This window comes from Bacillus sp. E214 (genome assembly GCF_008087365.1).
In the GTDB taxonomy this organism is placed as follows: Bacteria; Bacillota; Bacilli; order Bacillales; family Pradoshiaceae; genus Pradoshia.
Genome location: NZ_VENN01000001.1, coordinates 718,873 through 735,009 on the forward strand (window position 1 = coordinate 718,873; position 16,137 = coordinate 735,009).

The window sequence follows — 16,137 nt, forward strand, 5'->3', positions numbered from 1 at the left end:
TTTTGGTGGTACAATGGAAAAAAGTTACTCGAGGAGTTTTGGGCATGAAGCAAATATCTATCCATTGGAAGATTATGACTATGACTTTCTTCATCATTATCTGTTCTTTTGCTGTTGCAGGTATCTTTGTGCTCGGAAGTTTCATGGAAAAGAAGGAGGCAGAAATCAGCGAACGGAGCCTGCTCCTCTCAAGAACGGTTGCTGAATTGCCTGAGGTGAGGAAGCTGCTTTCAGAAGGCGGTGACAAAAGCAGAGCGGAAGAAATAAACCCAGTTGTTGAGCGGATTAGGGTTATCAATAATGCTGATTATATTGTTGTGCTCAATAATAATCGTATCCGACTGTCCCATCCTGTCAAAAGGATGATAGGTACAGTGTCAAAAACGGCAGATGAGGATGCTGCGTTTACGGAACACAGCTATGTCTCTAAAGCGAATGGAGAAGCAGGCACAGTTATGCGCGGATTTGTTCCTATTATGGATGATGAACATAATCAGGTAGGGGTGGTTATCACAGGATATCTGACCCCAACTCTATGGGAAATTGTATGGGGGACAAGGATTGAAATCTTCTTGGCTATTGGTTTTTCGCTGCTACTTGGCGCATGGGGAGCATGGTCACTGGCACGGCATGTTAAAAACCAAATGTTTGGGCTTGAGCCACATGAAATAGCTCGTCTCTATGCCGAACGGAATGAAACCTTCAATGCCATGCATGAAGGAATTATCGCTATTGATAATGATATGACCATTACGGTTTTTAATGAAAAGGCCTATCGTATCCTTGGTGTAGATAAGCAAAATCTAATCGGCAAGAATATTTATGATGTTCTGCCTGATACAAGATTGCCAGAAATCATTGATTTTAATCACCCGGTCTATAATAAGGAGTTATTGGTCAACCAGCATTCCATTTTGAGTAATCGTATTCCTATTCAGGTAAGGGGCAAAACGATTGGAGCCGTCGCAGTCTTTCAGGACAGGACAGACGTGAAGAAGCTAGCCGAGGAGCTTACAGGCGTAAAGGCTTTTGTTCAGGCTCTCCGTGTTCAAAATCATGAACATAAAAATAAGATGCATACAATCGCAGGCTTGCTTCAGCTTGGTAAATATAAAAAAGCAACTGAATATATCTTCCAAGCTAAAGAAGAACAAGAAATGCTCACTGATTTCCTACATGAACGCATTAAAGATGACAATCTATCAGGTTTGCTTTTAAGTAAGGTTAGCCATGGGAAAGAACTAGGTATCGAAGTCGAAATAGATAAGAACAGCAATTGGACTCATTTTCCAAATGGGCTTGACCATCATGATTTTGTCGTCATTATCGGAAATCTTATTGAAAATGCATTCGAGGCTGTACAGAAATCTATCCAAAAAGAGCGTAAAGTGTCTATTAGCTTGGACCAAACGGATGAATCTACATCAATTTTGGTGGAGGATAATGGAATTGGGATGGATGAAGCCGTCATCAATAATCTATTCAAAAATGGATACACCACCAAACAAGAAGAAGGACATGGGATTGGGATGTACTTGATTCATGAAATTGTCGCCAAAGGCGGCGGCAATATTGAAGTGGATAGTTCTCCTGGTGAAGGGACCAGCATTGTCATTACTTTTTAAGGGGGAAATGAAATGGAAACAGTTACTGTATTACTAATTGAGGACGATCCAATGGTACGCGAGGTTAATCGTGGGTTTATTGAGAAAATAGAAGGCTTCCATGTCGTCGGTTTTGCCCCGAACGGTAAGGTGGGGCTTGAACAAATAGAAATCTTGAAGCCAGAACTTGTTTTAATGGATATATTCATGCCTGAACAGGATGGGCTTGCTACTATCCGCAAAATCAGGGAAAAGGCCATTTCGACAGAGGTCATCGTCGTTACGGCAGCTAATGACCAGCAGACAATTCGGGAAATTCTGCAGTTTGGAGCTTTTGACTATGTCATGAAGCCATTCACCTTTGAGCGAATGAAGCAAGCGCTCGAAAACTATAAGGCATACAGGGAGCAATTCAAACAGAAAGAGGAGTTGACTCAGGATGAATTGGACCGTCTCTTGCGCAGCCAACCTGAACAGGGGCATAAAATGAAGAAGGAAGTACTCCCTAAAGGACTTAACCCGGCAACAATGGAGAAAATACTTCTATTCATCGAAGAGAAAAAGAAACCAATCTCGGCAGAAGAAGTTGCCGAAGGGACTGGACTTGCAAGAGTCACAGCTCGTCGTTATCTGGAACATCTCGAAAAGCAAAACAAAGTAGAAATTGTATTACAGTATGGCGGGATAGGACGGCCTATCAACCGTTATCAAACGGTTAATTGATATTAGCATTAATCAGTTAAGAAGCTACAAAAGCTAAATATTTCTTGTTTTATCAGAGAATTATTGCAATATCCATTCAAGGTTATTCAACGTTTGGCAACCTAGCAATGAAAAGTAAAAAATACAATACATCCTGGGGAAAAACTTTATTATAAATTCAAAAAAATGAGGGGGAACTCGTTATGGAGAATAAATTGATTCAAGAGTTAGGGATTAAATATCCCATCTTACAAGCTCCTATGGCAGGCGTGACCACTCCAGAACTCGTTTCATCAGTTTCAAATAATAATTGTTTAGGTAGTATTGGAGCCGGTTATTTAACAGCAGATAAAACAAGAGAATTCATACATAATGTAAAAAAGTTAACTAAACATCCATTTGGTATAAATCTTTTTGTACCTGAAAATCATGAATTAATAGAAGATAAAATTTTAAAAACGAATAGTTTATTAGACCAATATCGAAAAGAACTTCAGATAGTAAAGGATGATTTGTCGATTTCTACTAAATCAGAATTCGATGAACAAATTGAAATAGTATTAAAAGAAAAATTGAAGGTTTGCTCGTTCACATTTGGTATTCCAAGTAAAGAGATTGTGAAAGAATTAAAAAAGGTCGGAACAGTTGTTATAGGTACTGCAACAAATGTAAAAGAAGCCCAAATAGTTGAGAGTATAGGAATGGATGCAGTGGTTGTTCAAGGCAGCGAAGCAGGAGGACATAGAGGATCATTTATGAATCCAGATAGCTTAATAGGGTTAATGTCTTTAATTCCACAAGTTGTAGATAATGTTTCCATACCTGTTATTGCTGCAGGAGGGATTATGGATGGAAGAGGTGTCACAGCGGCTTTATGTCTTGGTGCAAAAGCAGTTCAATTAGGCACAGCTTTTTTAACTACAAAAGAGAGTGGAGCACATCCATTACATAAGAAGGCTATTCTTAATGCATCAGAAGAAGATGTATTATTAACCAGGGTCTTTTCTGGTAAGACAGCCCGGGGTGTTAACAATAAATTCATGGAAAATATGAGAGAGTACGAAAATGAATTGCCGGCTTATCCTTATCAAAATACATTAACTAAAGAAATAAGAAGGGTAGCAAGTGAACAAAATAATAAGGAATATATGTCACTTTGGTCTGGGCAGAGCCCAAGATTAAGCAGGGAAGTATCGGTTAAAGAATTAATACAATCTCTTCAAGAAGAATCAAAAGGGATTCTGAACCAGTTTGTAAATTTATAATTTATAATTTATAATTTATCTTTTATTTTTACTTTTGAATAAGAACAAAAACCACCAAACTAATAAAAATAAATATCCTATGGTTGTAAATATGGACCAGATCGCTCCATGTTGTAATAGACTAATTAAATGTTCAAATTCGTTCATTTTTTCTGCTCTTCCAATACTGTTTATCAAACTGATTATTAGAGCCACTTATTAGTATTTTCTTAACAAATTTTAAATACTGGAAGGGAATGATAGCTTAAGGATGGAAATATAATGGTAGTAGGCAGGCTCATGATTACTTTTTAAAGGGAATGAAGGGGCGATCAGATGTGAATATGATGGCGAAGGTTAAACTCATATTTTATGCAGTAATCGTATTTTCGATTTATCTGTATGCCATTTTCTATTCTTTTGGGGATCATGATTTGAATTTAAATCACACGTCTAGTAAACAAATCACTGCTTCCTCGGATGAGGATATCAGAAGAAATGTTCAAATAAAATTTATCCTTTTGAATTCATCCGGTCATGCACTTGGTGAAACTGATATTTTGATTAAGAAAAACTCTAAGAATCAAGACAAGAAACCCTTAAATGTTCAAACTAATAGTAAAGGTGAATATGAGTTGACCATAGAACCTGGTTCATATGATGTCCATTTAGAAAAAAATCGCTCTGTACAAAAACAAGTAACTATTCATTCTAAGGATGATGGTAAATCAATAGTACTGAAGTTTTAAAGAAGCCTTAAGTAAGGCTTTTTTATGCATTTGTTCATTATAAACGCTGTTAACAAACATATATTAAACGTTATTTATAGACTAAGTTTTGCCTGAACGTTATTGGTCGTCAAAAGTAAGGGAGGATTGAGCTATGCGACAGATTATTGCCTTAGGAGGCGGAGGTTTCTCAATGGAACCGGATAATCCGTTATTGGATCGATATATTTTAAAACAGGCTACTGTAAATAGGCCAAAAATATGCTTTGTACCAACTGCCAGCGGGGATGCGGACGGGTATGTACAAAGGTTTTATACCTTTTTTAATGAGCAGGAGTGCGAACCAACTCACTTATCATTATTTAAGCCTCCAACCAAAAATTTGCAGGATTACATACTCGAACAGGATATTATCTATGTAGGTGGAGGTAATACGAAGAACTTATTAATTCTCTGGAAAGAGTGGGGATTGGATCGAATACTGAAAACTGCTTATGACCAAGGAATCCTATTGTGCGGTATAAGTGCAGGTGCAATTTGCTGGTATGAGGAAGGATTGACCGATTCATTTGGAGATACACTTGAACCAATAAAGGCATTGGGGATATTAAAGGGGAGTCATTCACCTCACTACGACGGTGAAATGAATAGAAGACCTGCCTATTTACAAATGGTTAAAGATAGATTAATAAATCCAGGTATTGCTGCTGATGATGGAGTAGGGCTTCATTATGTAAATGGAGAGCTGGTAAAAGTAGTGAGCTCCAGACCGAACGCCGCCGCCTATAGTGTTAAAATTTCTGAAGATGGCATTGAGGAAAAAATCCTGGAACCCTTTTATTTAGGAAAGGAAGACTTATAGAGAGAATAACACGTTGTGCTTATTATAATGTTTACATCTTTTTCATATGAAGGAAGTAGAAAAGTAAGCAAAAATAGATTAAAAGTCTTTCTGAATTGATAGTCGCAAATGAATGGGGTGCGGAGGATGAAGATAGCGATTTCCGGCGGTAGCGGTTTTGTTGGGAAGGAACTTGCTGCATTATTAGTCAGGGAAGGTCACGAGGTTTATATTTTGACCCGTAATAAAAATAAGCTGACAATGTCAACTGTTAAACCAGTCGAATGGCTTAATGAATATAGTAAACCAGAAGAGGAATTGGAAGGGATTGAAGCTATTGTTAATCTAGCTGGCACATCCCTGAATTCTGGTCGTTGGACGGAGAAAAGAAAAAAGCAAATTTTAAAAAGCCGTATAAATGCTACAAATGAGATCTATAGGATAATAGCAAAGCTTGACCCTAAACCTCGAATTTTAATCAATGCAAGTGCTATTGGTTGTTATGAGCCATCTCTAGAACAAACCTATCATGAGGACTGGAAACAAGCAGGTGACAATTTTCTGGCGGAAACTGTTGTTCAGTGGGAGCAGGGAGCCCAAAAAGTAACAGATTTTGGAATGCGAGTCGTATTTGCCCGTTTTGGTCTAATTCTTGGTGCCAAAGAAGGGGCTTTTCCAAAATTGATTTTGCCCTATAAGCTATTTGTCGGAGGTAATTTAGGTTCAGGCCGACAATGGTATTCGTGGATTCATGTTGAGGATGTGGCAAATGCAATTTTATTTTGTATCCGAAATAACCAAATAAATGGCCCGGTGAATTTTACCGCTCCGCATCCAAAGAGAATGGAGGATTTCGGTAAAACTCTGGGTGAGGTACTTAATAAACCGCATTGGACAACCATTCCTTCTATTTTCATGAAGACAGCTCTTGGAGAAATGAGTACGTTAATACTGCAAGGGCAAAAGGTGATACCCAAAAAATTAATCGAAGCCGGATACTCATTTATCTATCCGGATTTAAGGTCTGCTCTAAGGCAATTAGTAAAACAAAGAAAGGACTCGCGGAGGTAAAAGCAGAGTCCTTACTTCTTTTGAATTATTTTTCGTCATGAAAATCATGATTTTCATGCTCATCATGATCATTGTCTGCTGAATGTTCATAATGATCCTCTACATGATCATCATATTGGTCGTCTGTATGATCCTGCTCTTGGTTCCATTGTTGACCGAAGAATAATGGACGTCTTCTTTCCTTGTATAGGTTTCTTGAAATGCCAATTATTTTCTTGAAGCGGATGGCTATTATGCTAGTTTGACCTCTATTTGTGGTAAGCAGCAACAAAAAGTCGCTCTTTAACGCCTTTAATTCCCCGTAATATGAACCTTCAACTGTAATAACCTGGACTTGTTCACCAATTAGATCAGAAGCATAATCAAAAAAATCTTTATCACTTTCATTACTCAAATGTAGTCTCCCCTCTCTTTATAATTAGTTAATGCACGTTATAGATCATTTGCATAGGTGTTTTGCTTAGGGAATAGGGGAATAATTATAGTTTGGTAATGGGTATAGAAACGGCAAAGTGATATGATAAACATATAAACCATACTATTCAACCCAGAATAGTTTTTTCGATAAGGGAGCTGGCAACATGGAGGAATATTTAACAAAGCAACAAGAAACTATTTTGCAGCAATTAAAAGACGTAGCAAAAGAGTTTTCTGTAAGAGCACAAAAATATGACGAGGAACGCTCATTTCCAGCCGAGAATATTACCGATTTGAAAAAAATGAAGTATACAACCTTAACCTTGCCACAGGAATTTGGAGGAGCAGGGGAAGGGTTAACGACTTTTTTGCTTGGCCAGGAGATCATCGCCCAGCATTGCGGTTCAACGTCACTAGCAATTGGGTGGCACAATATGGTGATCCTGGAGCTCTTAGAAAATAAAACATGGACAGAAGAAAATAAAAAGAAACTATTTAACGAAATCGCTGACGGAGCTTTGGTTAATCGTGCCGCATCTGAACCAGCGACAGGTAGCCCAACAAGGGGAGGTAGACCAGAGACGATCGCTCTTAGAAAAGGAGATAAATGGATTCTTAACGGAAGAAAAACGTACACCTCACTGGCTCCGGTTTTGGATATTTTTCTTGTAAGTGCATGGATTCCTGACGAGGAAACGATTGGTTGGTTTAAAGTATACAAAAACCAGAGCGGTGTGAGTATTGATGAAACATGGGATATGATCTCGATGCAGGGAACTGGCAGCCATGATTTACTTATGGAAAATGTAGTGCTTCGTGAAGAAGATTTTGTGGAAAGAGCTTCTGCTAGAAAAGCATCAGGCTGGCTTTTACATATACCTGCCTGTTATATCGGCATTGCAATGGGAGCGCGTAACTATGCGATTCAATTTGCAAAAACGTATTCACCAAACAGTTTAAAGGGCACAATCTCTGAACTGCCGCATATTCAGGCAAAGATTGGTCAAATGGAGCTTGAGCTGATGCAGTCTAGGAGCTTTTTATATTCTATTGCTCAAAGATGGGAGCAGTATCCTGAGAAACGTGAACAAATGGGTCCTGAATTGGCAGCTGTTAAAACGGCTATAACCAATCAAGCAATCTCGATTGTCGATACAGCCATGCGAATAGTCGGCGCACAAAGCCTGCAACGGAAAAGTCCAATGCAAAGATATTATCGTGATGTTCGGGCAGGTCTGCATAATCCTCCTATGGATGATTCTACGCTGACCTTACTTGCTAAAAATGCGTTGGAGAAACAGGTGTAATAGAGAGAAAACAGTTGGGATGTAACATAGTTAAAGAAAATATTAAATGAACTTTTCATCGTTTCTTATATTCAGAAAGAATCCTCATTAAGATAATGAGGTTCTTTTTTTGTCTTTATTCCAAGTTGATTGGGGGTCACTTTTTCCAAGAATAATTTTTTGAAGAAGCAAATGAATACCGGTTTATATCCATTAAACTCATTAAAGGGATATACAAAAAAGCAAAAGTGCTATTCATAGCTTAATTTCCAGCTTGATTTTATTCAAAAAAAGTAAAGTTAACTTTTTAATGTAATAAATGTATATTTAGTGAAAAATACCACATTTTTCTTGACCATGAAAAAATAAGAAGCTATATTGATAATGCGTTATGTGAAAAGATTCACATATTTAACATCTTAGAGGAGTGAGTAATTTGAGAAATCTAAAAAAAGTAGCAATGGTAGGAACTGGTTTGGTTGGATCAAGTGCAGCCTATAGCTTAATTAATCAAGGAATTTGCGATGAATTAATTATGATTGACATTAACCATGAAAGAGCAAAGGGTGAAGTTTGGGATTTATTACACTGCATCGACTTTTTGCCAAGCCGAACGAAAATTACTGCGGGTTCCTATTCTGATTGCGAAGATGCAGATATCGTTATCATAACTGCTGGTCCTCCTCCTAAAAAAGGTCAGACACGACTAGATACATTGGAAATTAGTGCAAGGATTATGAAGTCTATTGTTTCGGAAGTAATGGAAAGTGGGTTTGACGGTATCTTTTTGATAGCATCCAATCCAGTTGATATTATGACTTATATGGTATGGAAATTATCTGGCCTTCCGAGAAATAGAGTAATTGGTACTGGAACTTCATTAGACTCTTCAAGATTGAAAAATTATTTATCGGAAATTTTACATGTTGATCCAAGAAGTATTAATGGTTATACAATGGGTGAACATGGAGACTCTCAATTTGCCGCTTGGTCCCACATGACTGTTGGGGGAAAACCACTTCTACAAATTTTAGAAGAAGGAAAAGAAGAAATTGGGGAAATCGATTTAGATTTATTATTGCAAAAAGTGAAAAGAGTAGGGTTTGAGATACTAGAAAGAAAAGGAACCACCTACTACGGTATCGGATCAGCTCTGGCATCTATCACTAAAGAAATATTTAATGATTCTCATAAAATTGTCGCACTTTCTACTATTCTTGATGGCGAATATGGATATAAAGATATCTGTACTGGAGTGCCTTCTATCATTACAAGAGAAGGTATTAAAGAAGTAGTTGAGTTAAACCTAACTAGCACAGAAAAAGAAAAATTTGATCAATCGAATGAAATACTACGTGAATACATGAGAAGCATTGGCTTTTAACAACAGGAGGAATGACAGATGAAAAAAGAATATATAATGCCTAGAATATTTAATGCTTCAACTGGTATTGCACAAGGTATTTTCGTTACGCTGGGTATCGGACTATTAATAAAAAATATAGGTTCCATTTTGGATTTGGCATGGATGATTGAAATTGGCTCAATAGCTACAGGGTTAATGGCACCAGCAATCGGGGTAGGTATTGCAATTATGCTAGGAGCGAATGGGTTAGTGGTATTCTCTGCGGCCATAGCAGCAGCATTGGGAGCAGGCGCTATTAGTATTACCGAAGCGGGTATGTTGATTAAATCAGGAGAACCTATTGGTGCTTTAATAACTGCAACATTAGCAACCTTTATTGGAAAAAGATTGAGCGGCAAAACACCGCTTGATATGATGTTAGTTCCATTTGCAACCATATTAATCTCTGGATTTGTTGGAATACAGCTTTCAACAGTAATAGCACCTATTTTAACATCCGTTGGTGCGTTTATTAAAACATCAACAGCCGGAAGTCCTTTGATCGCTTCAATCGTTTTGGCAGTAGTTTGGGGATTATTCCTAGTATCTCCAGCATCCTCCGTCGCATTAGCTATAGCACTTGAACTGTCAGGTATCGCTGGTGGAGCCGCTCTAGCAGGTTGTGCTGCTCACTTTGTTGGTTTTTCTGTTATCTCAGCAAAAGAAAATCAGTTAGGAGGTATACTAGCTCAAGGGATTTGTACGCCAAAAGTACAATTGCCCAATATAACAAAGAATCCATATATCCTGCTACCGACATTGTTAGCAAGTGCAGTGGCAGGTCCGGTGTCAGCTTTAGTATTTAGTATAGAAGCTCCTAAAGAAATTGCAGGTATGGGTTTAAGTTCATTTGTGGCTCCTATTCAACTATTAACTACAAATAATCTGGGTTATATCATTCCAGCGATGTTGATTACTTATATAATATTACCTGCAGGTATTGCATATGGCACTTATTATCTATTAAAGAAAAAAGGTAAGATTAAAGAAAATGATTTAAGCTTACCAGTATAACGAATAAAGAGAGCAGGGTAAATCTAATGATTTACCTTGTTTTACTTTTTAAAGGTTTTTTGACTGTAAAATAAATTAAATCCAAAGTGAAATGTTACATTCATTAAAAGAATATGTTTCAGAACACTAATGCAGTTTTTTTGATATGTTCAATTAAGTACAGTATCTTTTGAAGAAGATAAGTGACAATGTTCGTGGGTTAATGGAGGGTATAAGTCTAATAATTTGCTATTATAAGATATGTCTGTTATTCTAAAGAAGAATTATTTTTGTTCGTTTTCAGATTGAGAAGCGATTTTGATTTTCGTCTAAGGTTTTTGAGCAAGGATAGTAATACATTGTGTGGAAACACACTAGGAGGCAACAATTATGGAACAAGGTAAAGTGAAATGGTTTAATGCAGATAAAGGTTTTGGATTTATCGAACGTGAAGGCGGAGAAGACGTATTCGTACATTTCTCAGCAATCCAAAGCGAAGGCTTCAAATCTTTAGACGAAGGTCAAAGTGTAACTTTTGAAGTAGAACAAGGACAACGTGGCCCACAAGCTACAAACGTTCAAAAAGCTTAATAACAGCTAATAAATAGACCCTACATTTGTAGGGTCTATTTTTTGTTTAATCAATAATTTTGTGAATAAAAATAAAGCCCTATTCAAGAAATGAATAGGGCCTCTGTAACAAACGTATGAAACTAGTAATATCAAATGGTAGGCTAAGTATAGCGCAGTGGTTGAATAATCACTAATTTAAACAGGGATTATACTGTGATTTTTCAATGACGAATCGGAATATTATGGTAATATGTTAATGGTAAGATAGTGGGATATCAATAAGGGGAATAGTAATGGATTCTGAAATAAAAAAGAGTTTGCAGTAAAAGTATTTGGTGAAGAAACAATCACAGAATACAAGGGCTAGGGTTTTAAATCAAGAACTAAATGCCTTTCAAAAGAAACTGCCTTAGGGAATATTGAAATGATCGTTGATGACTTCTTTAAGGAATTTCAATTTATGCTATGGGGGAAACAGTCTGAACAATTAATTGGAAAGTTCCTAATAAGAGCTAAAAAGAAACCCAATTGAAATTAAGTAAAGTAGTTAAAGCTGTATGAAAATGAATTTATTCATATGTTTAAAAGTCCAAAAGGAGGTATTGAAATGTCTAATGAATCAACATTTCAGAGAGAAGTAAAAGATTTTTGGTATCCAGAATACAATAAAAATGGATACCCTCATGTTCAACAAGGAATGATTTTAAATCCTGAGAGGAATGAGGAATTTTCCCCGTTTATTCTAATGGCTGAAGACTGGTTTAAGCGTGGAACCTTCTCCGACCATCCCCACAGAGGGTTTCAAACTATAACTTATGTTATTGATGGAAGGCTTGAACATATAGATAATGCAGGAGGGTATAGCATTTTGGATGCTGGTGATGCCCAATACATGAATGCCGGTTGGGCAGCTAGGCATGCGGAAGAGGCTTTTGATGATGATCTTATTCATACCTTACAGTTATGGCTGAATCTGCCAAAAAGTCTAAAGCATACAGAAACAAGTTATCAAAACATCTATGTAGAAGATGCTCCTGTTGTGAACGTTGAAGGGGGTTACATTCGAGTTTACTCAGGTGATATTGCAGGGGTAACAGGACCTATGAATAGTTTGGTTCCTATTACGATGGCAGAAATTAGCCTCCGTGAAGGAACTGATTACACACATGTATTGCCTGAGAATCATAATGCATTCTTGTATATGTTGGCGGGGGAGATGGAGTTCGGAGAAAGTAAGACAAAGATAGCTAAAACAGGGGCGGCTACCCTATCCTTTAATGAAGAAGGCTCAGATTCTAACTCAAGTGGATTAAAAATAAAAGCATTATCTCGTTCCAAAGTATTGATTTATTCAGGCATCCCTATCCGCGAAGAAATAGCGTTTGGTGGACCATTTGTGATGAATACACAGGAAGAAATCAAGGAGGCGTTCCGCGATTTTCAGCACGGATTATTTGGACCACCTGCAGTAAAAAAATAAATCAAATTAGAGAAATAGAATATATTTTCAAACAAACACCAGATGGATAATAAACATCTGGTGTTTGTTTGTATAGTTTGAACGTATGTTCTTAAACTATCGAGTGTGTTGATCCAAGAAGTGTGTTACTGACAAAATTAATCAATGTTCTTTCCAAAAGAAAAAATAACCAATCATAAGATACATATATATTTTATTGAGCTCAGCTCCGTTCCTAATCCTACATCCCATATTTATTGCCCTACAAATAATCTACAAAAGGGATGGACAGTACACGTGGAACTTGCGAAAATCATAAATTTTATCAATATAGTAAAATTATTCTAAAAATTATTTGCATATTAATATGGTACTCTCATATAATAGAAGATAATAAATTACATAAAATATTATTTATGATAATTATTTTCAAAAGTAACAAATGATTGGGCAAAGGGTTCTATAATTGATTGAAAATGGAGGGATACGAATGTTTGAAAAACTACAACGTAGGAAAAGCCTTTATGATTCCTATTGCTGTTTTGCCAATAGCGGGGATTATGCTTGGTATTGGTGCAGCTTTTACCAACCCCCTTATGGTAGAAACCTATGGGTTGGAAGGAATACTCGGAGAAGGGACATTTTTGTTTTATATTTTAAGCACCATGTCTGCAATTGGTAATATTGTTTTTGCTAACTTGCCTTTGATATTTGCTGTCGGGATTGCTTCGGGGTTAGCATTACAGGAAAAAGGTGCAGCGGGTTTATCGGCAGCAATCGCTTTTCTTGTCATGCATGTTATCGTTGGTACCATTCTAGGTTTCCTGGGCCATACACCAGAGACGACAACTGTAGACTATTTCTTATCTCAGGGTCTAGATCCAGTTGAAGCAGCGAAGCAGGCAAACGTATATGGGTACGAGCTTGGTATTTTTACAGTTAGAATTGGCGTGCTTGGAGGAATTATTGTTGGTTTACTAGTAGCCTTTTTAGCTAATAGATATTACAACAAGCAGCTTCCAGAAGCACTTTCGTTTTTCTCTGGAGTAAGATTTATTCCGATTATTTCAGTATTTGCAATCAGTGTTGTAGGGGTGATTATTCCATTTGTTTGGCCATATGTTCACATTGGAATTTCAACCTTCTCAGAATTCTTTGGACGAACAGGACCAATCGGAATGTTCTTCTATGGATCGCTAATGAGACTTCTCAATATCTTTGGACTTCATCATGCTATTTATCCACTATTCTGGTACACCTCACTTGGTGGAGAATTAGAGGTTGCAGGGAAAATCGTACAAGGTGGACAAAGCATTTTCTTCGCACAATTGGCTGATCCGACTGTTACGAAATTCTCAGCTGAAGCAACGAAGTATTTCACAGGTGGATACTTACCAATGATGTTCGGTCTCCCAGCAGCCGCTCTTGCTATGTATCATACAGCTAACAGTAAAAATAAGAAAATTGTCGGTGGTATTCTATTTTCAGCGGCCTTAACATCCTTCTTAACAGGGATTACTGAACCTATCGAATTTACATTTCTTTTTGTAGCACCATTACTTTATGGGATTCATGCCATTCTAGAGGGGATTTCCTATGCTGCTTTATATGCTCTAGATGTATCGGTAGGGGTTACTTTCTCAAGGGGTATCATTGATTTTACATTATTCGGTCTATTACAGGGTAATGATAAAACGAATTATATTTGGATTCTCATTCTCGGAATTCCAACAGCACTCATCTACTACTTTGTATTTAAAACACTTATTCTAAAATTGAATTTAAAAACTCCAGGTCGTGGGGAGGAATCTGAGAATAAGTTATATACGAAGAAAGATGCACTGCTAAAAGACATTGATATAGAGGATGTAATCACAGCCTTAGGTGGAAGAGAAAACCTAGTGGACGTCGATGCATGTATAACTAGATTAAGAGTCACCGTCAAGGATATCGATAAAGTTGCAGAAGATTCCGTTTGGAAAGATGAACTGAAGGCAAAGGGACTCTTTAAGAAAGGCAAGGGTGTTCAAGTCGTATATGGAGCCCTCGCAGAGATCTTAAAAAATGAGATAAACAACGTTAAATAATCTTAAAAGGTTAATAGGTGGAGCTGTAGCGGAATTATGTTTTTTCCTTCCTTAATCTAAATAATAATGCTAAGCTACCTCCACTATTTAAGTTTCGTTAATTGGATTTGCTGCAGGAGAGTCGTTTTCCAACTGTAATCATCAAGGTAAAAAAACAGAAATAGTAGGTGAATAAAATGTTAGACCATATTAAAAAAGGGCTGGTTGTTTCATGTCAAGCCCAAGAGAGTGAGCCTCTTCATAGCTCATTTATCATGTCAAAGCTTGCTCTGGCTGCCAGGCAAGGTGGAGCGGCAGGTATTCGAGCAGAATCGAAACCGGACATTATCGCGATTAAAAAAGAAGTAGATTTACCTGTCGTAGGAATTGTGAAGCGAAATTATCCTAATAGTGAAGTTTTTATCACAGCAACAAAACAAGAAGTTGATGAACTAATTGAGACAGGCTGTGAAATGATTGCGATGGACGCAACATTAAGAGAACGTCCAAATGGAGAGGAATTAGCTGATCTAGTTTCATATGTAAAAGAGTATGATCCCCAGGTTCAATTAATGGCAGATATCTCCTCATTGGATGATGCAATGAATGCGGAACGATTGGGCTTTGATTGTGTATCCACAACCCTTTATGGCTATACAAATGAGACAAAAGGATGTAAATTATATGAGAATGATTTTGAATTTATCAAAACAGTCTTAAAAAATGTCTCAATCCCTGTGATAGCTGAAGGAAATGTTATCACTCCCGAAATGGCGGGAAGGGTACTTGACCTGGGGGCATACTCCGTTGTAGTCGGGGGAGCAATCACTCGGCCACAGCAAATAACAAGTCGCTTTGTTGAAGAAATAAAGAGGGGTTGCTGATCAAATTTAAGGCGGAAGGAGTTATCTATGGTTACGCTCTTGAAGGAAATTCAATCGAAATATTCTTCATTCTCCGATAAAGAAAAAGGCTTAGCTGATTATTTGCTTTCTTCGCCATCAGAAGCTTCTAAGTGCACGATCAAAGAAATAGCAGAAAAAACGAATGTATCCGTTGCAACGATTACCCGATTCTGTAGAAAAGTATCCTGTAAAAATTTCGTGGAATTAAAAATGAACCTGGCGAGAGAAACGCACCATGAAGAAGCGGAGGATATGGATTCCAAAATCAGAAGTCAGTATATGGATGTAATCCGCGATATACAAGGATTAAACAGTCGGAAATCGATAATGAAAGCACTCAAATTAGTTACAAATGCTAAGCGGATTTTTATCTATGGTTTAGGAAGTTCGGGACTTGCCGCACAGGAATTAAATTACCGATTGAGTAGGATGGGTTTTGCCAGTGAAGCTGTAACCGATCCACATTTAATGATTATTAGAAGTACCTTATTAAAAAAAGGGGATTTATTATTAGCTATTTCACGTTCTGGGCAAACCCGGGAGTTAATTTCATCAGTTAATGAAGCGAAGAAAAAAGATGTTAAATTAATCTCTTTAACGGCTTATGACCATACATATCTAACAAAATTATCGGATGAAGTGCTATGGACCGTCCATCCCGTTCGCAATGCCTACTTATCAACCGGTCTTGATTTAAGCGCGCTTTACCTCATCGACTTAATTAGTATGCATTTCTTGGAGGATCCAACTAGGAAAAAAATCTATCAAGAGACCATTTCCGCAGTATCGTCTCAAATCCATATTAATAGTTGAAAAAGAGAAGTTTAAAATACTCCGCCTGAG

The 16,137-nt window shown here is 37.3% G+C and carries 15 protein-coding genes; 14 read left to right on the forward strand and 1 reads right to left on the reverse strand.

Going from position 1 to position 16,137, the window contains the following annotated elements; all coding sequences use genetic code 11:
- Positions 1 to 44: 44 nt before the first annotated feature.
- The 6 genes from FHY47_RS03350 to FHY47_RS03380 all read left to right on the forward strand — a co-directional run bounded on the left by FHY47_RS03350 (position 45) and on the right by FHY47_RS03380 (position 6,190).
- The gene (locus FHY47_RS03350; protein WP_139891100.1) at positions 45 to 1,625 is read left to right on the forward strand and encodes an ATP-binding protein; all 1,581 of its coding nucleotides are present in this window, start codon (positions 45 to 47) and stop codon (positions 1,623 to 1,625) included.
- Positions 1,626 to 1,637: 12 nt separating this feature from the next.
- The gene (locus FHY47_RS03355) at positions 1,638 to 2,327 is read left to right on the forward strand and encodes a response regulator (RefSeq protein ID WP_066104175.1); all 690 of its coding nucleotides are present in this window, start codon (positions 1,638 to 1,640) and stop codon (positions 2,325 to 2,327) included.
- 182 nt (positions 2,328 to 2,509) lie between these two features.
- Positions 2,510 to 3,571, forward strand: a complete 1,062-nt coding sequence (locus tag FHY47_RS03360; protein WP_140461377.1) for an NAD(P)H-dependent flavin oxidoreductase — start codon at positions 2,510 to 2,512, stop codon at positions 3,569 to 3,571.
- A gap of 326 nt (positions 3,572 to 3,897) precedes the next feature.
- Entirely contained in the window at positions 3,898 to 4,299 is a 402-nt protein-coding gene (locus FHY47_RS03370; protein WP_187393420.1) for a hypothetical protein, read from the forward strand.
- Positions 4,300 to 4,432: 133 nt separating this feature from the next.
- On the forward strand, positions 4,433 to 5,140 hold the full coding sequence (locus FHY47_RS03375) for a Type 1 glutamine amidotransferase-like domain-containing protein (protein ID WP_140461379.1): 708 nt from the start codon (positions 4,433 to 4,435) through the stop codon (positions 5,138 to 5,140).
- Positions 5,141 to 5,266: 126 nt separating this feature from the next.
- A complete protein-coding gene (locus tag FHY47_RS03380; RefSeq protein ID WP_148629648.1) occupies positions 5,267 to 6,190 on the forward strand; it encodes a TIGR01777 family oxidoreductase in 924 nt (307 codons plus the stop codon).
- Positions 6,191 to 6,215: 25 nt separating this feature from the next.
- Here the strand turns inward: FHY47_RS03380 and FHY47_RS03385 are convergent, their stop codons facing one another.
- Positions 6,216 to 6,584 (reverse strand): hypothetical protein, encoded by a 369-nt coding sequence (locus tag FHY47_RS03385; protein ID WP_140461381.1) that lies wholly within the window; start codon positions 6,582 to 6,584, stop codon positions 6,216 to 6,218.
- A gap of 187 nt (positions 6,585 to 6,771) precedes the next feature.
- Here FHY47_RS03385 and FHY47_RS03390 point away from each other — a divergent pair, with 187 nt between their 5' ends.
- The 8 genes from FHY47_RS03390 (at position 6,772) to FHY47_RS03425 (ending at position 16,107) form a co-directional block, all read left to right on the forward strand.
- Positions 6,772 to 7,914 (forward strand): acyl-CoA dehydrogenase family protein, encoded by a 1,143-nt coding sequence (locus FHY47_RS03390; RefSeq protein ID WP_148629649.1) that lies wholly within the window; start codon positions 6,772 to 6,774, stop codon positions 7,912 to 7,914.
- A 415-nt stretch (positions 7,915 to 8,329) separates the two neighbouring features.
- Positions 8,330 to 9,277: an L-lactate dehydrogenase gene (locus FHY47_RS03395; RefSeq protein ID WP_306821530.1), complete on the forward strand. Its 948-nt coding sequence runs from the start codon at positions 8,330 to 8,332 to the stop codon at positions 9,275 to 9,277.
- Between the two features lie 18 nt (positions 9,278 to 9,295).
- A complete protein-coding gene (locus FHY47_RS03400) occupies positions 9,296 to 10,312 on the forward strand; it encodes a PTS sugar transporter subunit IIC (protein ID WP_140461383.1) in 1,017 nt (338 codons plus the stop codon).
- A 369-nt stretch (positions 10,313 to 10,681) separates the two neighbouring features.
- Positions 10,682 to 10,882, forward strand: a complete 201-nt coding sequence (locus tag FHY47_RS03405; RefSeq protein WP_050614125.1) for a cold-shock protein — start codon at positions 10,682 to 10,684, stop codon at positions 10,880 to 10,882.
- 589 nt (positions 10,883 to 11,471) lie between these two features.
- Positions 11,472 to 12,344, forward strand: coding sequence for a pirin family protein (locus FHY47_RS03410; protein ID WP_148629650.1), 873 nt, complete (start codon positions 11,472 to 11,474; stop codon positions 12,342 to 12,344).
- A 473-nt stretch (positions 12,345 to 12,817) separates the two neighbouring features.
- On the forward strand, positions 12,818 to 14,410 hold the full coding sequence (locus FHY47_RS03415; protein WP_262365959.1) for a PTS transporter subunit EIIC: 1,593 nt from the start codon (positions 12,818 to 12,820) through the stop codon (positions 14,408 to 14,410).
- A 176-nt stretch (positions 14,411 to 14,586) separates the two neighbouring features.
- On the forward strand, positions 14,587 to 15,273 hold the full coding sequence (locus FHY47_RS03420; protein WP_140461385.1) for an N-acetylmannosamine-6-phosphate 2-epimerase: 687 nt from the start codon (positions 14,587 to 14,589) through the stop codon (positions 15,271 to 15,273).
- Between the two features lie 39 nt (positions 15,274 to 15,312).
- Positions 15,313 to 16,107 (forward strand): MurR/RpiR family transcriptional regulator, encoded by a 795-nt coding sequence (locus FHY47_RS03425; protein ID WP_262365960.1) that lies wholly within the window; start codon positions 15,313 to 15,315, stop codon positions 16,105 to 16,107.
- The last annotated feature ends 30 nt before the right edge of the window (positions 16,108 to 16,137 follow it).